Source organism: Streptomyces albidoflavus (assembly GCF_000719955.1).
Taxonomy (GTDB): Bacteria; Actinomycetota; Actinomycetes; order Streptomycetales; family Streptomycetaceae; genus Streptomyces; species Streptomyces albidoflavus.
Genome location: NZ_JOII01000036.1, coordinates 1 through 21,880, shown reverse-complemented (window position 1 = coordinate 21,880; position 21,880 = coordinate 1). Strand labels below are relative to the sequence as shown.

The following is a 21,880-nucleotide window of genomic DNA, read 5'->3' as shown; positions in this document are numbered from 1 at the left end:
CGGCCCGCCCCGGGCACGCCGAAGGCCCGCCCCCCGCACCGCTCGGCGGCAGGGGGGCGGGCCTTCGTGTGCGGTCAGCTCGCGGCGAGTTCGAACGTCGAGAGTTCCGACGCCAGTTCGCGGTGGACGCGCACCTTGAGCACGGTGCCCTCGGCGGTGTGCTCCTCGGAGAGCACCTCGCCCTCGGCGTGCGCCCGGGCGACGAGCTGACCCTGGGTGTACGGGATCAGCGCCTCCAGCTCCACCTCGGGGCGGGGCAGGATCTCGTCGATCATGCCGAGCAGCTCGCCGATGCCCGCGCCGGTCCGCGCCGACACCGCGATGGCGTGCTTCTCGACCCGCAGCAGCCGCTGGAGGACCAGCGGGTCGGCCGCGTCGGCCTTGTTGACCACGACGATCTCCGGGACGTTCACCGCGCCGACGTCGCGGATGACCTCGCGGACGGCGGCCAGCTGCTCCTCCGGGGCGGGGTGCGCGCCGTCCACCACGTGGAGGATCAGGTCGGAGTCGCCGACCTCCTCCATGGTGGAGCGGAACGCCTCGACCAGGTGGTGCGGCAGGTGCCGGACGAAGCCGACGGTGTCCGCCAGGGTGTAGAGCCGCCCGCTGGGCGTCTCCGCGCGGCGGACGGTGGGGTCCAGGGTGGCGAACAGGGCGTTCTCCACCAGGACTCCGGCGCCGGTGAGGCGGTTGAGCAGGGAGGACTTGCCGGCGTTGGTGTAGCCGGCGATGGCCACCGAGGGGACCTTGTTGCGCCGGCGTTCCTGGCGCTTGAGCTCGCGGCCGGTCTTCATCGCCGCGATCTCCCGGCGCATCTTCGCCATCTTCTCGCGGATGCGCCGCCGGTCCGTCTCGATCTTGGTCTCACCGGGACCACGGGTCGCCATCCCGCCGCCCCCGCTGGTGCCACCGCCACCCATCTGCCGGGAGAGCGACTGACCCCAGCCGCGCAGCCTCGGCAGCATGTACTGCATCTGGGCCAGCGAGACCTGGGCCTTGCCCTCACGGGACTTGGCGTGCTGGGCGAAGATGTCGAGGATCAGGGCGGTCCGGTCGACCACCTTGACCTTGACGACGTCCTCCAGGTGGATGAGCTGGCCGGGGCTCAGCTCACCGTCGCAGACCACGGTGTCGGCACCGGAGTCGCGGACGATGTCGTACAGCTCCTGCGCCTTGCCGGAGCCGATGTACGTCGCCGGGTCGGGCTTGTCGCGGCGCTGCACGACCCCGTCGAGGACGAGGGCGCCGGCGGTCTCGGCGAGGGCGGCCAGCTCGGCCAGGGAGCGGTCCGCGTCCTCGGCGGTGCCGGAGGTCCAGACGCCGACCAGGACGACCCGCTCCAGCCGCAGCTGGCGGTACTCGACCTCGGTGACGTCCTCCAGCTCGGTGGAGAGACCCGCCACGCGGCGCAGGGCCGCCCGCTCGGAACGGTCGTACTGGTCCCCGTCACGCTCACCGTCGACGGTGTGGCTCCAGGCGACGTCCTCTTCCATCAGGGCATCGGCCCGAAGGCTCTCGGCGTGCGACTCGTCGGCGGGGCCGGTCGCGTCGTGCGGGTGCTGCATGTCGTGCACGTCCTGGGAAGGGGAGGAAGAGGAGGTCATTGGGTCCTTACGTCGATCCGGTGGAGGGCGTTCCGGCCAGATGGACGGAGGTCGCCGTATGTGTCCCAACGCACGAGAGGCCCGGGAGATTCCCGCCGCCCGCTCCGTCGCGACAGGAAGATGTTCCCACCCGGCCGGGCACCGCGTCACCCGACTTTCCCGTACGCCGCCGGGTGGTCCCCCGCGTGGCGGCGCCGGCGGCTCAGGGGGCGTCGGAGCGCCAGTCCGGGTGGCCGGGGACGGCCGGGGTCCGCTCGCCGTACAGCCAGCCCTGGAAGAAGGCGGAGAGGTCGCGTCCGGCGGTGCGGGAGGCGAGGGTGACGAAGTCGGTGGTGGAGGCGCTGGTGTCGCGGTGCTCGCGGACCCACGCCCGCTGGAGCCGGCCGAAGGCGGCCTCGCCGATCTCCTGGCGGAGCGCGTAGAGGACCAGGGCGGAGCCGTCGTAGACGACCGGGCGGAAGAGGCTGATCTTCTCGCCGGGCTCGGGGGCCTTCGGGCGGGCCGGCGGGCCGCCGGCCGCGCGCCAGCCGTCGGAGTCGCGGTAGGCGCGGCGCATCCGTTCCTCCAGCGCGGGCCCGCCGTGCTCCGCGGCCCAGAGCGCCTCGTACCAGGTGGCGTGGGCCTCGCTGATCCACAGGTCGGACCAGGCGGCGGGCGAGACGCTGTCGCCGAACCACTGGTGGGCCAGTTCGTGCACCATGATCGACTCGGTGCCGGCGCGGTCGGCCTCGCCGTGGGTGAAGACGTTCTTCTCGAAGAGGGAGAGCGTCTGCGTCTCCAGCGCGAACCCGGTCTCGGCGTCGGCCACCAGCAGCCCGTAGGTCTCGAAGGGGTAGGGGCCCAGGCGGTCCTGGAGCCAGGCGAGGTGGCCGGGGGTGCGGTCCAGCCAGGGCTCCAGCGCCTCGCGGTCGGCGGTGGGGACGACGTCGCGCAGGGGCAGCCCGCCGGGGCCCTCGCGGCGGACCACGGCGAGGTCGCCGATGCCGACCTGGGCCAGTTCGGTGGCCATGGGGTGGGCGGTGCGGTAGGTCCAGGTGGTGGTGGCGCCCCGGGTGACCGGCTTGCCGGCGGGCAGCCCGGTGGCGACGGCGGTGAGCCGCTTCGGGGTGGTGACGCGGAAGGTGAAGGCGGCCTTGTCGGCGGGGTGGTCGTTGCAGGGGAAGACGCGGTGGGCGGCGTCGGCCTGGTTGGCCATGGCCAGCCCGTCGCGGGTCCGCACCCAGCCGCCCTGGCCGTCGGCGGGGTCGGCCGGGTCGGAGGTGTGGCGCACGGTGATCCGCAGCGGCGACCCGGCGGGGACCGGCGCCGCCGGGGTCACCACCAGGTCCTCCCCGGCCGGGGCGAAGCGGGCGGGCGCGCCGTCGACGGTGACCGAGGTGGCCTCGCCGTGCGCGAAGTCGAGGTTGATCCGCTCCAGCCGGGCGGTGGAGCGCGCGTCGATGACGGTGACGGCGTCCAGCGGCGCCGTGTTGTCGCCCGAGTAGGCGAGCGAGATGTCGTACGCGGTGACGTCGTAGCCCGGGTTGCCCAGGTGCGGGAAGAGCGGGTCGCCGATGCCGAGCGGCTGCGGGGGCGGGGCGGCGCCCAGCAGGGTCAGCGAGGCGGTGGCGAGCAGGGCGGCCTTGAGCCGGGCGGAGAGCAGCATCCCCCACCGCTACCAGCGGCCACCGCCGCCCGGTCGGCGGCGCGCGTCCGGGCCACCCGTACGAGGGGACCGGGCGCGGCGGGGTGACGGGCGGCCCTCAGCGGCGGGCGTCGGCGGAGCGCTGGGCGCGGCTGACGTCATAGACGCCGGGGACGTCGCGCATGGCGCGCATCAGGTCGGGCAGGCCGGCGGCGTCGGGGAGCTGGAGGGTGTAGGTGTGGCGGACCCGCTGCTCGGCGGGGGGTTCGACGGTGGCGGAGATGACGGCGACGCCCTCGGCGGCGATCGCCTCGGTGAGGTCGGCGAGGAGGTGCGGGCGGCCGAAGGACTCGGCGAAGAGGGTGACCCGGAACTCGGTGTTCTCGCCCCAGCGGACCCCGACGGGGTCCCGGCCGGAGGCGGCCATCCGGGCCACCGAGGGACACGCCGAGCGGTGGACTGTGACGACGCCGCCGCGTACCGCGAAGCCGGTGATCTCGTCCGGCGGGACCGGCGTGCAGCAGCGGGCCAGGCGCACCGTGGCGCCGGGCAGGTCGGTGACGGCGGCCTCCGGCGTCTCGTCGGCGGGGGTGGGGGCGGCGCCGGTGAGCGGGGGCTTGCGGGTGCCGGGGCCGGGCGCGGGCCGGTCGGGGTGGGCGTGCAGCCAGCGGCGGATGGCGATGCGGGCGGCGGGGGTGCGGGCGTGCTCCAGCCAGTCGGGGGACGGGCTGGCGTCGTCCCCGGCGGCGGCGAGCAGCGGGTGGACGGTGTCGCCGTCCTGCAGGACGGTGCTGAGGGTGGCGAGGCGGCCGTTGACCCGGGCGCCGATGCAGGCGTGGGCGCCCTCGCCGTACTGGGCGTAGGCGGCGTCGACGCAGCTGGCGCCGCCGGGCAGGGAGAGGGTGCCGCCGTCGGTGCGGAAGACGGTGATCTCGCCGTCCTGGGCGAGGTCCTCGCGCAGGGTGGACCAGAAGGTGTCGGCGTCGGGGGCGGCGCGCTGCCAGTCGAGGAGGCGGGAGAGCCAGCCGGGGCGGGTCGGGTCGGCCCGCTCGCCCTCGTGCGGGTCCTCGACGCCGGTGGCGCCGGGGGCGTACGGGTTGCCGAGGGCGACCACGCCGGCCTCGGCGACCTGGTGCATCTGGCGGGTGCGGATGAGGACCTCGACGACCTCGCCGTCGGCGCGGGCGACCGCGGTGTGCAGCGACTGGTAGAGGTTGAACTTCGGGACGGCGATGAAGTCCTTGAACTCCGAGACGACCGGGGTGAAACAGGTGTGCAGCTCACCGAGGACGGCGTAACAGTCCGCGTCCTCCTGGACCGTCACCAGGAGCCGGCCGAGGTCGACGCCGCGCAGCTCGCCGCGCTTCCCGCGGACCCGGTGCAGGGAGACCATGTGGCGGGGGCGGATCTCCACGTCGGCGGTGATGCCGGCCTCGCGGAGCACGGTGCGGAAGCGTCCGGCGGTCTCGGCGAGCGGGCCGGGGGCGGCCGCGTTCTCGTGGGCGGCGGCGATCTCGCGGGCGGCGGCGTACTCCTCGGGGTGGAGGATGGCGAAGACCAGGTCCTCCAGCTCGGTCTTGAGGGCCTGCACGCCGAGCCGCTCGGCGAGCGGGATCAGCACGTCGTGGGTGACCTTGGCGATGCGTACCTGTTTCTCGGGGCGCATCACGCCGAGGGTGCGCATGTTGTGCAGGCGGTCGGCGAGTTTGATCGACATGACGCGGACGTCGTTGCCGGTGGCGACGAGCATCTTGCGGAAGGTCTCGGGCTCGGCGGCGGCGCCGTAGTCGACCTTCTCCAGCTTGGTGACGCCGTCGACGAGATAGGCGACCTCGGGCCCGAACTCGTCGAGGACCTGGGTGAGGGTGACGTCGGTGTCCTCGACGGTGTCGTGGAGGAGGGCGGCGACCAGCGTGGTGGTCTCGGCGCCCAGCTCGGCGAGGATCAGGGTGACGGCGAGCGGGTGGGTGATGTACGGCTCGCCGCTCTTGCGCATCTGCCCGCGGTGGGACGCCTCGGCGAGGACGTAGGCGCGGCGCAGCGCCTCCGGGTCGGCCTCGGGATGGTGGGCGCGGTGCGCCTCGGCGACGTGGGCGATGGCGTCGGGGAGCCGGTCGCGGGAGGTGGGCCCGAGCAGGGCGGCGCGGCCGAGCCGGCGCAGGTCGATGCGGTGGCGGGGACGCTTGCGGGCGGCGGGCGCGGTGGGGCGGGCGCCCGGGGAGGCCGCCGGCGGCAGCAGCTCCGGGGGGATGGCAGGCGTCGTCGCAGGGTTCGTGGCCTCTGCACTCATGGGCACCTCCGGCTGCGTCGACCGGCGGGCTGGGGTTCCCTCCAGGACGCGGTGGGCTGGAGGGGCTGTCGGTCTCCCCCGTGTGGGCCGGTGCTTGATGCTACCGAGCCGACCACGGCCCGAAGTCCCGCTCCCGCCGAGCGTGAAACGGATCACCCATTCGAGCGACCGTCCCCGGGACCCCGGCGTGGCGTGCACCGCGTGGTGCGTACCGGCCGTAAGGGGTGGTGCGCGCGGCCGCGCCCCCGCCGGAGAGCGCCGCCGTGTGGAGGCGTCAACACGCCCGGCGGGGCTCGTATGCCCGGCCCGGAGGGTGACCGACGTCACCCTCCCGGAGCCGGCGGGTCAGCTGACCCCGGCGAGCCATTCGGCGTCGATCTCGCCCTCGGCGACGATCACGGCGGGCCCGGTCATGTCGACCGACCCGTCCGGGTACTCGGTGATCACCAGCCGCCCGCCGGGCAGGTCCACGGTGTACGTGACGGGGCTGCCGGTGACGGCCGGGTCGGCCCCGTCGCGGCGGGCGGCGGCGACGGCCACGGCGCAGGCGCCGGTGCCGCAGGAGCGGGTCTCGCCGGAGCCCCGCTCGTGGACGCGCATGGCGACGTGGCCGGGGCCCCGGTCCACGACGTACTCGACGTTGACCCCGTCGGGGTAGGCGCCGGCCGGGGTGACGGCGGGCGCGGAGAGCAGTTCCCCGGCGTCGGCGAGGGCGGCGACGAAGGCGACGGCGTGCGGGTTGCCCATGTTGACGTGGAGGGCGGGGGCGGTGCCGTGGGCGGTGGCCACGGTGACGTCCCCGCCGGGGAGCACGGCGCGGCCCATCGCGACGGTGACGGGGCCGGTGCCGGGTTCGGCACCGGGCTCGTCCTTGGCGAGGTGGGCGTGCTTGACCCCGCCGCGGGTGGCGATGGGCAGGTCGCCCTCGCCGGCGTGGCCGGCGCGCTGGAGGTAGCGGGCGAAGACGCGGACGCCGTTGCCGCACATCTCGGCGACGGAGCCGTCGGCGTTGCGGTAGTCCATGAACCACTCGGCCTCGTCGGCGAGGTGGCGGGCCTCGGGGTGGGCCGCGGAGCGCACCACGTGCAGGACGCCGTCAGCGCCGATCCCGGCGCGCCGGTCGCAGAGGGCGGCGACGGTCCGGGGCGAGAGGTCCAGGGCGTTGTCCGGGTCGGGGACGATGACGAAGTCGTTCTCGGTCCCGTGCCCCTTGAGGAAGGCGATCCGCGTGCTCATGGTTTCGATCGTACGGCGCCCGGCGGACGGGTGCGCCCGCGATCAGCGCAGGCGGTCGACGCGCCAGACGGCGAGGACGACGAGGGCGGCGACGACCACCGCGTAGGCGAGGACCACCCGCCAGTCCGGGCGGCCGCCGGAGCCCCGGGCGGGCAGGCCGGGCCAGGTGTGGCCGACCCGGCGGGCGGCCATCATGCCCCAGCCGGCCGCGCAGAAGCTGATGAGCAGGCCCAGCATGGCGATGACGGCGCCGCCGTCCCCCGTGCCGAAGGCGAGCGGGAAGGCGAACATCAGCGAGCCCATCGCGGCGAGGCCGACGATCGGCGCGAGCTGCCACAGCCTCAGACGGCGCTGCGGACGCAGCTCGACCTCGACCTCCTGGGGCGGCTCGGCTGGCTGCTCCAGGCCGTCGCCTTCGTCCTGCGCGGGACCGTCCGCGGTGAGCGCTTCCGGTCTGCTGTGTGTGGTGTCGCGAGGGCCGGCCTCCATCGCCACGCGCCCTCCCAACTCGGACTTCACTGGTCGATCGATGGTCGATGATGGCACGCCGTCAGGTGCCCCGATGACGGGTGGAGCGTCCCGATGCCATCACGTGATCAGGCTGTGACCGCTCGTTCGAGCAACGACAGGGCCCAGCCGGGGAGTTCCGCCCGGTCGGCGGCGGCACCGCTGAGCCAGTGGACGCGCGGGTCGCGGCGGAACCAGGAGTCCTGGCGGCGGGCGAACCGTTTGGTGGCGCGGACCGTCTCGGCGCGTGCCTCCTGGTCGGTGCACTCCCCCGCGAGGGCGGCGAGCACCTGCTGGTAGCCGAGGGCGCGGGAGGCGGTACGCCCCTCGCGCAGCCCCTCGGCCTCCAGCGCGCGGACCTCGTCGACCAGCCCGGCCGCCCACATCCGGTCGACCCGGTCGGCGATGCGGGCGTCCAGCTCCGGGCGGCCCACGTCGACGCCGATCTGGACGGTGTCGTAGACGGAGTCGTGGCGCGGCAGGTTGGCGGTGAAGGGGCGGCCGGTGATCTCGATGACCTCCAAGGCGCGCACGATGCGCCGGCCGTTGCTCGGCAGGATCGCGGTGGCGGCCTCGGGGTCGGCGGCGGCGAGCCGGGTATGGAGCGGGCCGGGGCCGTGCGCGGCCAGCTCCTCCTCCAGACGGGCGCGGACCTCGGGGTCGGTGCCGGGGAAGTCGAGGTGGTCGACGGCGCCGCGCACGTAGAGGCCGGAGCCGCCGACGAGGACGGGGGTGCGGCCCTCGGCGAGGAGCCGGTCGATCTCGGCGCGGGCCAGGCGCTGGTACTCGGCGACGCTGGCGGTCTCGGTGACCGGCCAGATGTCGAGCAGCCGGTGCGGGACACCGCCGCGCTCGGCCTCGGTGAGTTTGGCGGTGCCGATGTCCATGCCCCGGTAGAGCTGCATGGAGTCGGCGTTGACGACCTCGCCGCCGAGGTGCTGGGCGAGGAAGACGCCCAGGTCCGACTTGCCGGCGGCGGTCGGGCCGACGACGGCGATGACCCGGGGTGCAAGGGGTGCGCTGCTCACCGTCCCAGTCTCGCAAACGGCGGGCGGGGGCGCGGCGCCGAGGGGTGCCGAGGGGTGCCGAGGGGTCTCAAGGGGTGGAGAACGGCCGGATGGGGAAAACTTGAGGTCATGAGCTTCCTGGACAACCTCAAGGCAAAGATCGCCCCCGCCAAGGAGAAGGTCGCGGACCTGACCCGGCAGCACGGCGACAAGATCGACCAGGGTCTGGACAAGGCCGCGCAGGCCGTGGACAGCCGCACCAAGGGCAAGTACAGCGACAAGATCCGCACCGGCACCGACAAGGCGAAGAGCGCCCTGGACCAGCTGAACCAGGACGGCACCCAGAAGGGCGGGCCCGAGAAGGGCGGGCAGGCCCCCGGCGCCCGCGAGGACGCCACGCGCCCGCAGCACCCCGAGACGGGCGCCCGCAAGCCGGAGGGTGAAGGCCCCGCCGGCTCCTGACCGGGCGGGCCCGGGGCGGGCGCGCGGTCAGGCCCGCCCCTCCCCGCTACTCCCCCGCGGCCAGGTCCCGGCTGTCGCGGACGACCACGACGTTGCAGCGGGCGTGCTGGGTGACGTGGCGGCTGACCGAGCCGAGCACGGCGCCCTTGATGCCACTGTGGCCCCGGGTGCCGACGACGATCAGCGTCGCGCCCTCGGAGGCGTCCACCAGGACACGGGTGGCGGGTCCCTGGACCACGCGTACCTCGACGGGGACGCCGGGCTCCTCGCCCAGCGTCCCGGTGAGCAGCTCCTCGACCTTGGCACGGGTCAGCTCCTCCATGGAGGGCGTGTCGGCGTCGGGCGCGGCGTACTCCAGGGCCGGGCCGATCAGGTTGAACGGGCTCGACCACTCCCAGCCGCAGACCACCCGCAGGGTGGCGGTGCGCAGCCGGGCCTCCTCGGCGGCCCAGCGCAGCGCCTCACGGGAGGTCGGCGAGCCGTCGACCCCGGCGACGATCACGGGGCGGGACGCGGTGGCGTTCTCGGTCACGGAAGTGCTCCTCTCGGCTGCCCGGGCTCGTGCCCCGGGCGGGGTCGGGCATGCGGGCCGGCTCAGCTCCAGGCGGCGACGAAGTAGCCGACCCCGTAGGGGGCCTCGTCGTACAGCAGCTTCCCGGCCAGGCCCGCCCCGGCCGCGGCGCCGGCCAGCACCTGCCACGGGGCGCGTCCGGCGGCCCCGAGTTCCTCGGCGAGGACGGGGTCGAGTCCGGCCAGGGCGGCGGTGTCGGCCGTGCCGAGGGCCTCGGCGGCCAGGGCGTCGAAGGGGGCGGCCCGCTCGTCGAGGTAGCCCGGCGCCTTCACGGTGCGGCAGGCGCTGCCGTCGCCGAGGACCAGCAGCGCGGTGCGGGCCGGTCCGGCGGCCAGCCCGGCGCCCAGTTCCGCACACCGCGCGGGCGGGCATCCGGTGCCCACCGCGAGCCCTTCGACGGGGCAGGCGGCCCAGCCGTGGTCGGCCAGCAGCCAGGCGCCGACGGCGAGGGAGGCGGGCAGCGGGGCGGCGCCGGGGGCGGGAGTGCCGGAGCCGAGGACGACGTCGACGGCGGCGCCGAAGCCCCGGAAGGAGCCCGGGGTCCCCGACGGGTACGGCGTGGGCTCCGCGCCCGCGCCCGGACCGAGGACGACCAGGCGGTCGGGGCGGGCCTCGGCGAGGGTGTCGAGGGCGGCGGCACAGCTCTCCCGCAGGGCGGCCAGTTCGGCGGCGGCCCCGGCCGCGACCTGCGGCTGGAGCAGGGGCGGGCAGGGGCAGACGGCGGCGGCGGCAAGCATGCCCGGAGCCTAACCCCCGGCCCCGGGAGCCGGCCGCGGGGCCGGGCCGGGCGGCGCGTGGCCCGGCCCGGGGGCGTCTCGGGTCAGCAGGTGGAGCAGCCGCCCGCCGGGGCCGGCTGGGGGGCGGGGGCGCCGACGGTGGGGAGGCCGAGCATGACGCCGGGGGCCGGGGCGGGGGCGGCGTTGCGGCGCGCCCAGGCGTCGCCGGCGCGGGTGCGGCGGACGGCGAGCGGGGCGCCCTCGGCGAGCAGGTGGTGCGGGGCGGCGTAGGTGATCTCCACGGTGACCACGTCGCCGGGGCGGACCTCCTCGTCCGGCTTGGTGAAGTGGACGAGGCGGTTGTCGGGGGCGCGGCCGGAGAGGCGCCGGGTGGCGCCGTCCTTGCGGCCCTCGCCCTCGGCGACCATGACCTCCAGGACGCGGCCGGTCTGCTTCTTGTTCTCCTCCCAGGAGATCTCCTCCTGGAGCGCGACCAGGCGCATGTACCGCTCCTGGACGACCTCCTTGGGGATCTGCCCGTCCATCTCGGCGGCGGGGGTGCCGGGACGCTTGGAGTACTGGAAGGTGAACGCCTGGGCGAAGCGGGCCTCGCGGACCGTGTGCAGGGTCTGCTGGAAGTCCTCCTCGGTCTCGCCGGGGAAGCCCACGATGATGTCGGTGGTGATCGCGGCGTCCGGGATGGCGGCGCGGACCTTCTCGATGATGGAGAGGAACCGCTCCTGGCGGTAGGAGCGGCGCATCGCCCGCAGCACGGTGTCGGAGCCGGACTGGAGCGGCATGTGCAGCTGCGGCATGACGTTGGGCGTCTCGGCCATCGCGGCGATCACGTCGTCGGTGAAGTCGCGCGGGTGCGGCGAGGTGAAGCGGACCCGCTCCAGGCCCTCGATCTTCCCGCAGGCGCGGAGCAGCTTGGAGAACGCCTGGCGGTCGCCGATGTCGCTGCCGTAGGCGTTGACGTTCTGGCCGAGCAGGGTGATCTCGCTGACGCCCTCGGCGACCAGCGCCTCCACCTCGGCGAGGATGTCGCCGGTCCGGCGGTCCTTCTCCTTGCCGCGCAGGGCGGGGACGATGCAGAAGGTGCAGGTGTTGTTGCAGCCGACGGAGACCGAGACCCAGGCGGCGTAGGCACTCTCCCGGCGGGTCGGCAGCGTGGAGGGGAAGGCTTCCAGCGACTCGGCGATCTCGACCTGCGCCTCCTCCTGGACGCGGGCGCGCTCCAGCAGGACGGGCAGCTTGCCGATGTTGTGGGTGCCGAAGACCACGTCGACCCAGGGGGCGCGCTTGGTGATGGTGTCGCGGTCCTTCTGGGCGAGGCAGCCGCCGACGGCGATCTGCATGCCGGGCCGCCGGGTCTTCATCGGGGCGAGCCGGCCGAGGTTGCCGTAGAGGCGGTTGTCGGCGTTCTCCCGGACGGCGCAGGTGTTGAAGACGACGACGTCCGCGTCGCCCTCCTCGGTGCCCTCGGGGGACCGGACGTACCCGGCGCCCTCCAGCAGCCCGGCGAGCCGTTCGGAGTCGTGGACGTTCATCTGGCACCCGTAGGTGCGCACCTCGTACGTCTTCACGCCGCCCGCGTGCGTCTGCTCGCCGTCCACCACTTCGCCCGCCACGTTGTTCCCGCTCATCCGTCCAGAGTAAGGGCTGGGGCGGAGCGCTCCGTCCGGTGGGCGGCCGCCCCTGGTCAGCGGGGGCCCGGGCTGGCAGGATCACCCGCATGGTCCCGGTTTCCCTCCGTACGCGCGGGCGCGCCCTGACCGCCGCGGGCGCGGCGGTGGTGGCGCTCTCCCTGCTGCTGTGGTGGCTGTCGCCGTTCGGCGAGCCGCCGCCGCGCACCCCGCTCACCATGAGCACCGGGGTGAGCACGGGGGTCTACGCCAAGTACGGCACGCTGCTGCGCAAGGCCCTCGACAAGGACGTCCCCGAGATCGACCTGACGCTGCGGCCCAGCGAGGGCTCGCAGGAGAACGTGCGGCGGGTGGCGACCGGGGAGTCCGACTTCACCATCGCCACCGCCGACGCCGTGGAGCAGTACCGCGCCGAGGGCGGCCCCGACGCGGACCGGCTGCGCAGCAGCGCGCGGCTCTACGACGACTACATCCAGGTGGTCGTGGACGAGGACTCCGACTTCCACGAGGTCGCCGACCTGCGGGGCAAGCGGGTCGCGATCGGCCAGGTCGCCTCGGGGGTGCGGCTGGTGGCCGAGCGGGTGCTGCGGGCCGCGGGGCTGGACGCGGAGAAGGACATCGTCGCCTCGCCCGCGGGCATCGGGGAGACGCCGAAGGCCCTGCGCGAGGGCCGGATCGACGCCTTCTTCTGGTCCGGCGGGCTGACCACGCAGGCGGTGCGGGACCTGTCGAAGAGCCACGAGATCCGGCTGCTGCCGCTCAGCTCCCTGATCGACCGGCTCCACCACGGCGGCGGCTCCTCCAGCTACTACCGGACCGCCGTGATGCCCGCCGACGCCTATCCGCTGGCGCAGCGCGGCTCCGACGTGCCCACCCTGGCGGTGGCCAACATCCTCGTCACCACCGACCGGATGGACGACGACCTGGCGGAGCGGATCACCCGTACCGTGATCGGCAGCCGCGACCACATCGGCGCCCAGGTGCACGCGGCGCAGCTGGTCGACGTGCGCACCGCGATCTACACCGACCCGCTGGAGCTGCACGACGGCGCGCGCCGCTACTTCCGCTCGGTCAAGCCCTGACGGGGCTCACTGGACCAGGCCCTCCGCCGGCTCCTCCGGCGCGTGCCGGGGCACCGTCAGCGTGACCTCCAGGCCGCCGGTGGCGGCCCGGGCGTACGCCAGGCTGCCGCCGCCGGTGCCGAGCAGGGCGCGGGAGATGGAGAGGCCGAGCCCCGAGCCCCGGACGTTCTGGTGGCGCCCGCTGCGCCAGAACCGGTCGCCGATCCGCTCCAGCTCCTCGTCGGTGAGGCCGGGCCCCGCGTCGGCCACCTCGACGGTGGTGTACGCCCCCGAGGAGGCGGCGCGCACGGTGACCCGCTCCCCGCCGGGCGTGAACTTCAGGGCGTTGTCGATGACGGCGTCCAGCGCGCTGGAGAAGGCGACCGGGTCGGCCCAGCCGGTGACGGCCGGGCAGTGTGCCTCCAGGCGGATGCCGTGCTCCTCGGCGAGCGGGCGCCAGGCGGCGGCGCGTTCCTCGGCGAGCTGGCCGAGGTCGGTGAGGTGCAGGTCGGGGGCGGCGTGCTCGGCGAGGGCCAGGTCCAGCAGGTCGTCCAGGACCCGGGCCAGGCGCTTGCCCTCGGCGCGTACGGAGGCGATCTCCTCGTTGCCCTCGGGGAGCTCCAGGGCGAGCAGCTCGATGCGGAGCAGCAGTGCGGAGAGGGGGTTGCGCAGCTGGTGGGAGGCGTCGGCGACGAAGGCCCGCTGCTGTTCGAGGACGTCCTGGACGTGGTCGGCCATCTCGTTGAAGGAGCGGGCCAGGCGGCGCAGCTCGGGCGGTCCGCCGGCGGGGGCGACGCGGGACTTGAGCCGGCCCGTGGCGATGTCGTGGGTGGTGGCGTCGAGGACCCGGACGGGGGTGAGGACCCAGCCGGTCAGGCGCAGCGCGAAGGCGACGGCGACGAGCATGGCGAGCGCCTCACCGGCGGCGATGAGGAGCAGGCCGTGCTGGATGCGGGAGCGCATCTCGCCGGTCGGCGAGTCGGTGACGACGACCGCGATCACGTCGCCGTCGCGGATCACCGGCGAGGCGACGACGATCCGGCCGTCCTGCCAGGGCCAGACCTGGCCGGGGTCGTGGCTGCGGCGGGACATCAGCGAGGTGGTGAACGCCTCCCGGGTGTCACCGGTCTCGGGGATCTCCCAGTTCTCCGGGGCGCGGGCCATGGGTTCGCCGTTGCGGTAGAAGACGCCCGCCTTGATGCCGTACACGGCGTGGTAGCGGGAGAGTTCCTGCTGGAGGGTCTCGCGGCGCTCGTCCTTGCCGATGAGCGGGGCGGAGCCGGTGGTGCGCTTGGTGACGTACTGGGCGAGGGAGGCGAAGCGGGCGGTGTCGTCGATGCGGTCGACGACCACCTTCTGCTGCTCGGCGGCGGCCACGTTCTGCCCGAGGGGCACGCCCAGCATGACCAGCACCACGGCGAGCAGGGTGATGAGGAGCTGGAGCAGGCGGGTACGCACGGGCGGCTACGCGCCGGGGTCGACGAGGCGGTAGCCGACGCCGCGGACCGTCTCGATCAGGGCGGGGCGGCGCAGCTTGGAGCGGAGCGAGGCGACGTGCACCTCCAGCGTCCGGCCGGTCCCCTCCCAACTGGTGCGCCAGACCTCGCTGATGATCTGCTCCCGGCGGAAGACCACCCCGGGGCGCTGCACCAGCAGGGCGAGCAGGTCGAACTCCTTGCGGGTCAGCGCGACGACCTCACCGTCGACGCTGACGCGCCGGGTGGGCAGCTCGACCTGGACGGCGCCGATGACCAGCGCGCCCGGTGCGGGGGTGGCCGCGCCCTCGGCGTCCCCCGGCTGGTTGCGCCGGGCCACGGCGTGGATACGGGCGAGGAGTTCCCCGGTGTCGTACGGCTTGACCACGTAGTCGTCGGCGCCGAGGTTGAGCCCGTGTATGCGCGAGCGGACGTCGGCGCGGGCGGTGACCATGATGACCGGCACGGAGGTGCGGGCGCGGATCTTGCCGCAGACCTCGTAGCCGTCCTGGTCGGGCAGGCCGAGGTCGAGCAGGACGACGCCGAACGGCGGGCCGCCGGCGGGGAGCAGGGCCTTGAGCGCCTCCTCGCCGCTGCGGGCGTGGGTCACCTGGAAGCCGTGGCGGGAGAGGATCGCGGAGAGGGCGCCCGCGACGTGGTTGTCGTCCTCGACAAGCAGCAGTCTCACGGCCGGCCTCCTCGGTAGCTCTGGGTCGTGTCCTCGGCGGCCGGCGCCGCGCCTGGGGGTACTGAGCATCCACGCGGATCGCGGGGGTGCGCGTCAAGAGCCTGCGGGTCACGGGCTTGTTCCGTTATCCACCCGGTACGCGAGGAGACCGTCCCGTTCACGGCCTGTGTCCGGTTGAAGCCGGATCGTTATGCTCAATTTCCGCTCAGATGTAATGACGGTGATCGCACTGCGTGACTACTGTCCTCCCCAACCGAGGAGGATGGAGCAAGACCCCGATGAGTGACGTATCGGTGACCAAGGACACCATTCCCGCGGCAGAGGCAGACGCACTGGTCGCGCTCAGCAATGTGAACAAGCACTTCGGTGCGCTGCACGTGCTCCAGGACATCGATCTGACCATCGCCCGGGGCGAGGTCGTGGTCGTCATCGGCCCTTCGGGTTCGGGCAAGTCCACGCTGTGCCGCACGATCAACCGCCTGGAGTCGGTCGACTCCGGCAGCATCACCCTGGACGGGAAGCCGCTCCCGGCCGAGGGCCGGGAACTGGCCCGGCTCCGCGCCGACGTGGGCATGGTCTTCCAGTCCTTCAACCTCTTCGCGCACAAGACGGTGCTCGAGAACGTGATGCTGGGCCAGATCAAGGTCCGCAAGAAGGACAAGGCCGAGGCCGAGCAGTCGGCCCGTGCCCTGCTCGACCGGGTGGGCGTGGCCAACCAGGCCGACAAGTACCCGGCCCAGCTCTCCGGCGGCCAGCAGCAGCGGGTGGCCATCGCCCGCGCGCTGGCGATGGAGCCGAAGGTGATGCTCTTCGACGAGCCGACCTCCGCGCTCGACCCGGAGATGATCAACGAGGTGCTGGAGGTCATGCAGCAGCTCGCCCGGGACGGCATGACGATGGTCGTCGTGACGCACGAGATGGGCTTCGCCCGCTCCGCGGCCAACCGCGTGGTCTTCATGGCGGACGGCCAGATCGTCGAGCAGGCGACCCCCGAGCAGTTCTTCACCAACCCGCGCAGCGACCGGGCGAAGGACTTCCTCTCGAAGATCCTGCACCACTGAGCCTCCCCCGAGGAGACCGGCCCCACGGCCCCCGGGACCTGTTCCGGGGGCCCACGGCCGCCCTTCCCCACGGGCCGACACCCCACTCCCCTCCGGGAGGGCCCCGCACCCGCCGGCGTACACGCTGTCGCACCCTCTGACTACGCAAAGGATGTCCACGATGAACCTCCGCAAGGTTTCGGCCGCCTCGGCCGCCGTCCTCGCCCTCGCCCTGACCGCCACGGCCTGCGGGTCCGGCGAGTCCGAGGACGGCGGCAAGAACGACGGCAAGACGATCAAGGTCGGCATCAAGTTCGACCAGCCCGGCATCGGCCAGAAGACGCCGCAGGGCACCTTCACCGGTTTCGACGTGGACGTCGCGACCTACGTGGCCAAGGAGCTCGGCTACACCGAGAAGCAGATCGAGTTCAAGGAGACCCCGAGCGCCGACCGCGAGAACGCCCTCTCGCGCGGCGACGTCGAGTTCATCGCCGCCTCGTACTCGATCAACGACGAGCGCGAGGCCAAGGTCGACTTCGCCGGCCCGTACCTGCTGGCCCACCAGGACCTGCTGATCCGCGCCGACGACAAGATCAGCAAGGCCGAGGAGCTGGACGGCAAGACCCTCTGCTCGGTGGCCGGTTCGACCTCCGCGCAGAACGTCAAGGAGAAGTTCGCCAAGGGTGCCCAGCTCAAGGAGTACGGCACGTACTCCGAGTGCCTGGAGGGTCTGCAGACCGGTGCCGTCGACGCGCTGACCACCGACGACTCGATCCTCGCCGGCTACGCCTCGCAGGAGCAGTACAAGGGCAAGTTCAAGCTGTCCGGCCTGAGCCTGTCCAACGAGAACTACGGCATCGGCGTCAAGGAGGGCTCCGCCCTCAAGGACAAGATCAACAAGGCGCTCGAGAAGATGGTCGAGGACGGCAGCTGGGACAAGGCCGTCGAGGCCAACTTCGGCCCGGCCAACTACAAGAACGAGCCCGCCCCGAAGATCGGCGACATCGTCAAGTGACCCCCGGGTCCCACTGACCGAAGTCCTGCCGGCACGCCGCCCCGACGCGGGCGGCGTGCCGCGCCGCCCACCATGCGAGAGCGCGGGAGATCGTGTTCGACTTTCTTCAAGACTATGACTTGCTCGGGGCCTTCTGGGTGACGGTGAAGCTCACCCTCCTCTCGGGCGCCGGTTCCCTCGTCCTGGGCACCGTGCTGGCCGCGATGCGGGTCAGTCCCGTGCCCCTCATGCGTGGCTTCGCCACGGCGTACGTGAACATCGTCCGGAACATTCCGCTGACGGTCATCATCGTGTTCACCTCGCTGGGCCTGGCCGACACCTTCCGGCTCACCCTCGGCGGCGAGGGCGTCAAGGAGGTCGCCTTCCGGATGGCGGTGCTCGGACTGAGCACCTACACCGCCGCGTTCGTCTGCGAGTCGGTGCGCTCCGGCATCAACACCGTCCCCGTGGGCCAGGCCGAGGCGGCCCGCGCGCTCGGGCTGAACTTCACCCAGGTGCTCACCCTCATCGTGCTGCCGCAGGCGTTCCGCACGGTGATCGGCCCGCTGGCCAACGTCCTGATCGCGCTGACCAAGAACACCACGGTCGCGGCGGCGATCGGCGTCGGCGAGGCCTCCCTCCTGATGAAGGAGATGGTCGAGAACGAGGCGCAACTGGTGCTGATCACCGCTGTCTTCGCCCTCGGCTTCGTGATCCTGACACTTCCCACCGGCCTCCTGCTGGGATGGCTGGGCAAGCGGCTGGCGGTGAAGCGATGAGCTCCGTTCTGTACGACACCCCGGGACCGCGCGCCAAGGCGCGCAACCTGATCGTCTCCGTCGTCTTCGCCGTCGCGCTGGCGGCGGGCGTCTGGTGGCTGGTCTCCGCCCTCGGCGACAAGGGCCACCTCGAATGGGCGAAGTGGAAGCCCTTCACCGAGTCCTCGTCGTGGACCGTGTACCTCCTGCCGGGCCTCGGCAACACCCTGAAGGCCGCCGCCCTGTCGATGATCATCGCCCTGCCCCTGGGCGCGGTCTTCGGCATAGCCCGGCTCTCCGACCACGCGTGGGTGCGGATTCCCGCCGGCACCGTCGTGGAGTTCTTCCGCGCCATCCCGGTCCTCATCCTGATGGTCTTCGCCAACGAGCTGTACTCGGGCTCCGTCGAGCCGGACGTCCGCCCGCTGTACGCGGTCGTCACCGGCCTCGTGCTCTACAACGCCTCGGTGCTCGCGGAGATCGTCCGGGCCGGCATCCTCTCGCTGCCCAGCGGACAGGCCGAGGCGGGCCGGGCGATCGGCCTGCGCAAGAGCCAGACGATGCGGTTCATCCTGCTGCCGCAGGCGGTCACCGCGATGCTCCCCGCCATCGTCAGCCAGCTGGTCGTCATCGTGAAGGACACCGCGCTCGGCGGCGCCATGATCGGCTTCACCGAGCTGCTCCGCTCGCGCGGCACCATGAGCGCCTTCTACGGCAACACCATCCCGAGCTTCATCGTGGTGGCCGTGATCTTCGTGGTGCTCAACCTGATCCTCACCACCTTCGCCTCGTGGCTGGAGAAGTGGCTGCGCAGCAGGAAGAAGTCGAGCGGCGCCGTACTTGGCGCGGCGGCCATCGAGGACGCCAAGACGGTGGGCGCCAAGGCGAACACCGACGGCGGCGCCCGGTAACGGCCCGCCCGGGGCCGTTCGGCCCCAGGGACACCCTCCCGGCCCCGCGAAAGGCGGCGACGATCATGTCGCCGCCTTTCGTCGCTTGACGCGGACAGCGGCAATGGGTTGCATACGTTCTGTGATCGCGCACCGGGCTCCAGCTGCCAGTTCCCGCCCCGCCCCACCCCTCTCACCTGCCCCTGAGGCACCCCGGGAGGCGACCCCGTGGACCCGGTGATCATCGTCGGGGCGGGACCCGCCGGGCTCGCCCTGTCGCTGGCGCTCGCCCGCCACGAGGTCCCCACCCTCCTCCTCGACCAGTCCACCGGCGAGGACGAGGAACGCTTCGCCCGCACCGTCGTCCTGCGCGAGGACACGGCGGCACTCGCGGCCCGCCTCGCGGGCACCGGCTTCACGCAGAGCGGCACCCGGCTGACCGGCGTACGCTCCCTGCGCCGCCGCCAGGAGGTCGCCGCCCACACCTTCGACGAGGCGCTGCCCGCCCCGCTCCACCTGCCGCAGCACACCCTCACCCGAGCCCTGCGCGACGCCCTCGACCGCCAGCCCCTCGCCCGCCTGATCCGCGGCACCCGCCTGGACCGCCTGGAGCAGGACAGCGGCGGAGTCACCGCGCACACCAGCCCGGCCGGCACCGGCGGCGCGGCGGCCGCGTCCGGCGGGTCGACGTGGCGAGGCAGCCACCTGATCGGCTGCGACGGCCCCCGCTCCACCGTCCGCAAACTCCTCGACATCCGCTTCCCCGGCCGCACCGCCGTGGAACGGCACGCCGTCGCCGCGGTCCGCTGCACCCTGCCGTTCGCCGGCGAGGCGATCCTGCACCGCACCCCGCCGTGGCGCGGCTCCGGCGCCGAGGTCACTGCCCGGCCGCTCCCCGGCGAGCGCTGGCGCATCGACTGGCTGCTGCCGCCCGGCGACGAACTCGTCACCCCCGAGGCACTGGTGGCACGGGTACGCGCCACCCTGGCCGGCTGGACCGACGGCACCACACCGCCCTACGACCTCCTCGACACCGGCGTGTACACCGTCCACCACCGCCTCGCCCGGCGCTGGCGCGCGGGCCGGGTCCTGCTCGCCGGGGACGCCGCGCACCTGCTGGGCGCCCTCGGCACTCCCGCCGTCGACGAGGGACTGCGGGACATCGACAACCTCGCCTGGAAACTGGCCCTGGTCCGCCACGGCCACGCCGCGAAGGAACTCCTCGACAGCTACCAGGAGGAGCGCCGCGCCGTGGTCGCCTCCCGGCTGCGCGCGGCCGACCAGTCGCTGCCGATACTGCGGGGCGGCTCCCCGCTGCGCCCCCTGCTGCCCGGTTCCGCACGCGGCCACGAGGCGCTGCACAGCGACGGCCACCTCGGCCGGGGGCCGCTCGGCGCGCCCCCCGCCCACCTCCACTCGCCGCTCACCCCGACACCGCCCCACCCGCGCACCAGCGCCGACGCGGGCGTGGGCGACCTCGTCACCAACGTGCCCGTCACCGCCGAGGACGGCTCGACGGTGCGGCTCCGCGACCGCCTGGGACGCACCGCCCTGCTGGTGGTCCTGGTCGCGCCCGGCACGGGGGTCTGGGACCGGCGGCACTGGATGACGGCCGGGGTCATGCCGCGCCTCGCCGAGGCCGTCGCCGGCCTCCCCCAGCCCGCCGAACTCCTCGTCGCCGAGACCTATCCCGGCGCCGCCGCCCACACCGTCCTGCTGGTCCGCCCCGACGGCCACCTCGCCCTCGCCCTGAGCGGCGTCGACGAGTCCCAGCTCCGCGCGGCGGCACGCACCGTGTGCGGGGCGGACGCGGGCACCCGGGAGGAGGCGGCCCGGGCGGCACGCTGAGAGGCGGAGGGGGCGGCATCACCGGCGTACACCTGCGCGGTCCTGCCGGGCCGCTACGAGGCGTATCGCCCAAGGTCCCTACGCCGTACGTGCGTTGGACGCTCGGTCTTCCACCGGAGCCGAGCGCGCGGGGCGCGCCCCGGCCGGCCCCTGGACACCCGGTTGACCATGGTCCGCCCCCATGGTCTACTCCGGAACGTGACCGACACCGAGACGCGCCTGTGGCGGAGGGTCCATATGGACCTCGTCCGCTACGCGGGCTGCGTGTGTCGCCCCTGCTGCTGACTTCGCCCCCTTCTCCTCGTACGAGGCCGCCGCGCCCCCGTGGCCATCGCCCGGCGCACACGGCTCTTCCCGTGGTCCGCGCGCCGCCGCCCGTACGTCCTCAGCGAACCTCAGGACGGCACACGTGTCCCCTCTCCCTCCCCCGGTCGCCCCCGCCGGCGCTCCGGTTCTCCCCTCCCCCACCCCCGAGACGCCCGCGGCCCACACCGCCGAGGGCCCCGGCCAGGCCGAACTGCTCGCATTCGTCCGCCGCGCCGCCGCCGACACCGCCCTCGTCGCCACCCTCCCCCTCGACCCGGAGGGCCGCACCTGGCTCCGCCTCGACGGGCCGGGCGGCAGCGAGGCCTGGCTGATCGGCTGGCCGCCCGGGACCGGCACCGGCTGGCACGACCACGGCGGCTCGTACGGCGCGTTCGCCACGGCGGCGGGCAGCCTCCGCGAGGACTCCCTCGCCCACCGGCTGCCCACCGACGGCAGAACCGGCACGACCCTGGAACTCCCCGAAGGCATCGACCGCACAAGGGAGTTGAGCCCGCCCCAGGGACGCGCCTTCGGCCCGCACCACGTCCACCAGGTGCTCAACACCGCCGACCACACCCACGCCGTCTCGGTGCACGCCTACTACCCGCCGCTCCCCCTGATGCGTCGCTACAGCCGCTCGGGGCAGGCGCTGAGGCTGGAACAGATCGAACGCCCGGAGGACTGGCAGTGAGCTTCGTTTCCTTGCCGAGTGCGGCTTTCGGCTCGGCCGATTCGGCTTCGGTCTTGGCCGATGCGGCTTTGCCTCTGGCCGGTTCGGCTTCCCCGGGGGCCCCCTCCCCCCGCCCCGCCCCCGCCTCCCCCTCCCCCCGTCCGGCCCCGACCGAAGCGCTCTCAGCGAGCACCACGGCAGCCGGGCACCCGACCCCTCCCCCGACCCCACCCGCCACCCCCATCACCACCACGCACGGCCACGCCGGCCCGCCCACCGACGGCCTCGCCGCGAACGCGGCCGCAGGTGACCCCGCAGGTGACTCCCCGAGCACGCCCACCGGCGACTCCACCGAGACCGACGCCGACGCCGACGCCCCGCTCAACACCCCAGACGCACCCCGGAACACGCACTACGCCGGCCTCCCCACAAACGCAGCCCCACACCTGTCTCTTATACACATCTCCGAGCCCACGAGACCAGAGAG

20 protein-coding genes are annotated in these 21,880 nt (G+C 73.8%); 9 read left to right on the top strand and 11 right to left on the bottom strand.

What is annotated here, in order from left to right; genetic code table 11:
* Positions 1–74 precede the first annotated feature (74 nt).
* From hflX to miaA, 6 genes are all read right to left on the bottom strand, one after another.
* On the bottom strand, positions 75–1,604 hold the full coding sequence (gene hflX, locus IF45_RS0126625) for a GTPase HflX (protein ID WP_003951273.1): 1,530 nt from the start codon (positions 1,602–1,604) through the stop codon (positions 75–77).
* A gap of 202 nt (positions 1,605–1,806) precedes the next feature.
* The gene (locus tag IF45_RS0126620) at positions 1,807–3,249 is read right to left on the bottom strand and encodes a M1 family metallopeptidase (RefSeq protein WP_030309990.1); all 1,443 of its coding nucleotides are present in this window, start codon (positions 3,247–3,249) and stop codon (positions 1,807–1,809) included.
* Positions 3,250–3,346: 97 nt separating this feature from the next.
* The gene (locus tag IF45_RS0126615; RefSeq protein WP_010641724.1) at positions 3,347–5,518 is read right to left on the bottom strand and encodes a RelA/SpoT family protein; all 2,172 of its coding nucleotides are present in this window, start codon (positions 5,516–5,518) and stop codon (positions 3,347–3,349) included.
* A 345-nt stretch (positions 5,519–5,863) separates the two neighbouring features.
* Positions 5,864–6,754 (bottom strand): diaminopimelate epimerase, encoded by an 891-nt coding sequence (gene dapF / locus IF45_RS0126610; protein WP_030309988.1) that lies wholly within the window; start codon positions 6,752–6,754, stop codon positions 5,864–5,866.
* A gap of 42 nt (positions 6,755–6,796) precedes the next feature.
* Positions 6,797–7,243, bottom strand: a complete 447-nt coding sequence (locus tag IF45_RS0126605; RefSeq protein WP_030309987.1) for a membrane protein — start codon at positions 7,241–7,243, stop codon at positions 6,797–6,799.
* A gap of 107 nt (positions 7,244–7,350) precedes the next feature.
* Positions 7,351–8,289, bottom strand: coding sequence for a tRNA (adenosine(37)-N6)-dimethylallyltransferase MiaA (miaA, locus tag IF45_RS0126600; protein ID WP_030309986.1), 939 nt, complete (start codon positions 8,287–8,289; stop codon positions 7,351–7,353).
* Between the two features lie 108 nt (positions 8,290–8,397).
* On the opposite strand from miaA, the gene IF45_RS0126595 reads away from it, so the two are divergent.
* Entirely contained in the window at positions 8,398–8,730 is a 333-nt protein-coding gene (locus tag IF45_RS0126595; RefSeq protein WP_008404159.1) for an antitoxin, read from the top strand.
* 46 nt (positions 8,731–8,776) lie between these two features.
* Here the strand turns inward: IF45_RS0126595 and IF45_RS0126590 are convergent, their stop codons facing one another.
* The 3 genes from IF45_RS0126590 to miaB all read right to left on the bottom strand — a co-directional run bounded on the left by IF45_RS0126590 (position 8,777) and on the right by miaB (position 11,663).
* Entirely contained in the window at positions 8,777–9,262 is a 486-nt protein-coding gene (locus IF45_RS0126590; RefSeq protein ID WP_030309983.1) for a universal stress protein, read from the bottom strand.
* A 62-nt stretch (positions 9,263–9,324) separates the two neighbouring features.
* Positions 9,325–10,038 (bottom strand): class III extradiol dioxygenase subunit B-like domain-containing protein, encoded by a 714-nt coding sequence (locus tag IF45_RS0126585; protein WP_008404164.1) that lies wholly within the window; start codon positions 10,036–10,038, stop codon positions 9,325–9,327.
* Positions 10,039–10,121: 83 nt separating this feature from the next.
* Positions 10,122–11,663, bottom strand: coding sequence for a tRNA (N6-isopentenyl adenosine(37)-C2)-methylthiotransferase MiaB (gene miaB / locus IF45_RS0126580; protein ID WP_030309981.1), 1,542 nt, complete (start codon positions 11,661–11,663; stop codon positions 10,122–10,124).
* An 89-nt stretch (positions 11,664–11,752) separates the two neighbouring features.
* Between miaB and IF45_RS0126575 the strand changes: the two genes are divergently transcribed.
* On the top strand, positions 11,753–12,745 hold the full coding sequence (locus IF45_RS0126575; protein ID WP_008404168.1) for a TAXI family TRAP transporter solute-binding subunit: 993 nt from the start codon (positions 11,753–11,755) through the stop codon (positions 12,743–12,745).
* A gap of 6 nt (positions 12,746–12,751) precedes the next feature.
* Here the strand turns inward: IF45_RS0126575 and IF45_RS0126570 are convergent, their stop codons facing one another.
* Together IF45_RS0126570 and IF45_RS0126565 are read right to left on the bottom strand one after the other, a co-directional pair.
* A complete protein-coding gene (locus IF45_RS0126570) occupies positions 12,752–14,182 on the bottom strand; it encodes an ATP-binding protein (RefSeq protein WP_030309979.1) in 1,431 nt (476 codons plus the stop codon).
* Positions 14,183–14,188: 6 nt separating this feature from the next.
* Positions 14,189–14,887 carry a response regulator transcription factor gene (locus IF45_RS0126565; RefSeq protein ID WP_003951261.1) on the bottom strand — a complete coding sequence of 233 codons (699 nt, stop codon included), beginning with the start codon at positions 14,885–14,887 and terminating at the stop codon, positions 14,189–14,191.
* 278 nt (positions 14,888–15,165) lie between these two features.
* On the opposite strand from IF45_RS0126565, the gene IF45_RS0126560 reads away from it, so the two are divergent.
* The 7 genes from IF45_RS0126560 (at position 15,166) to IF45_RS0126535 (ending at position 21,414) form a co-directional block, all read left to right on the top strand.
* Positions 15,166–15,948: an amino acid ABC transporter ATP-binding protein gene (locus IF45_RS0126560; RefSeq protein ID WP_003951260.1), complete on the top strand. Its 783-nt coding sequence runs from the start codon at positions 15,166–15,168 to the stop codon at positions 15,946–15,948.
* A gap of 160 nt (positions 15,949–16,108) precedes the next feature.
* Positions 16,109–16,942, top strand: coding sequence for a glutamate ABC transporter substrate-binding protein (locus IF45_RS0126555; protein WP_008404177.1), 834 nt, complete (start codon positions 16,109–16,111; stop codon positions 16,940–16,942).
* Positions 16,943–17,034: 92 nt separating this feature from the next.
* Complete coding sequence (locus tag IF45_RS0126550; RefSeq protein ID WP_003951258.1) at positions 17,035–17,700, top strand: amino acid ABC transporter permease; 666 nt, start codon at positions 17,035–17,037, stop codon at positions 17,698–17,700.
* Entirely contained in the window at positions 17,697–18,590 is an 894-nt protein-coding gene (locus IF45_RS0126545; RefSeq protein ID WP_008404180.1) for an amino acid ABC transporter permease, read from the top strand. The genes IF45_RS0126550 and IF45_RS0126545 overlap by 4 nt, the downstream gene beginning before the upstream one ends.
* A gap of 207 nt (positions 18,591–18,797) precedes the next feature.
* Positions 18,798–20,417, top strand: a complete 1,620-nt coding sequence (locus tag IF45_RS0126540; protein ID WP_030309975.1) for an FAD-dependent monooxygenase — start codon at positions 18,798–18,800, stop codon at positions 20,415–20,417.
* 168 nt (positions 20,418–20,585) lie between these two features.
* The gene (locus tag IF45_RS34475; RefSeq protein WP_310592537.1) at positions 20,586–20,702 is read left to right on the top strand and encodes a putative leader peptide; all 117 of its coding nucleotides are present in this window, start codon (positions 20,586–20,588) and stop codon (positions 20,700–20,702) included.
* 124 nt (positions 20,703–20,826) lie between these two features.
* Positions 20,827–21,414 (top strand): cupin domain-containing protein, encoded by a 588-nt coding sequence (locus tag IF45_RS0126535; protein WP_008404185.1) that lies wholly within the window; start codon positions 20,827–20,829, stop codon positions 21,412–21,414.
* Positions 21,415–21,880: the final 466 nt, after the last annotated feature.

Excerpts from the sequence above, each read along its gene's own strand:
- hflX (WP_003951273.1), bottom strand. The coding sequence starts at position 1,604 with ATGACCTCCTCTTCCTCCCCTTCCCAGGACGTGCACGACATGCAGCAC.
- IF45_RS0126620 (WP_030309990.1), bottom strand. The coding sequence starts at position 3,249 with ATGCTGCTCTCCGCCCGGCTCAAGGCCGCCCTGCTCGCCACCGCCTCG.
- IF45_RS0126615 (WP_010641724.1), bottom strand. The coding sequence starts at position 5,518 with ATGAGTGCAGAGGCCACGAACCCTGCGACGACGCCTGCCATCCCCCCG.
- dapF (WP_030309988.1), bottom strand. The coding sequence starts at position 6,754 with ATGAGCACGCGGATCGCCTTCCTCAAGGGGCACGGGACCGAGAACGAC.
- IF45_RS0126605 (WP_030309987.1), bottom strand. The coding sequence starts at position 7,243 with ATGGAGGCCGGCCCTCGCGACACCACACACAGCAGACCGGAAGCGCTC.
- IF45_RS0126595 (WP_008404159.1), top strand. The coding sequence starts at position 8,398 with ATGAGCTTCCTGGACAACCTCAAGGCAAAGATCGCCCCCGCCAAGGAG.
- IF45_RS0126585 (WP_008404164.1), bottom strand. The coding sequence starts at position 10,038 with ATGCTTGCCGCCGCCGCCGTCTGCCCCTGCCCGCCCCTGCTCCAGCCG.
- miaB (WP_030309981.1), bottom strand. The coding sequence starts at position 11,663 with ATGAGCGGGAACAACGTGGCGGGCGAAGTGGTGGACGGCGAGCAGACG.
- IF45_RS0126575 (WP_008404168.1), top strand. The coding sequence starts at position 11,753 with ATGGTCCCGGTTTCCCTCCGTACGCGCGGGCGCGCCCTGACCGCCGCG.
- IF45_RS0126560 (WP_003951260.1), top strand. The coding sequence starts at position 15,166 with ATGAGTGACGTATCGGTGACCAAGGACACCATTCCCGCGGCAGAGGCA.
- IF45_RS0126555 (WP_008404177.1), top strand. The coding sequence starts at position 16,109 with ATGAACCTCCGCAAGGTTTCGGCCGCCTCGGCCGCCGTCCTCGCCCTC.
- IF45_RS0126545 (WP_008404180.1), top strand. The coding sequence starts at position 17,697 with ATGAGCTCCGTTCTGTACGACACCCCGGGACCGCGCGCCAAGGCGCGC.
- IF45_RS34475 (WP_310592537.1), top strand. The coding sequence starts at position 20,586 with ATGGTCCGCCCCCATGGTCTACTCCGGAACGTGACCGACACCGAGACG.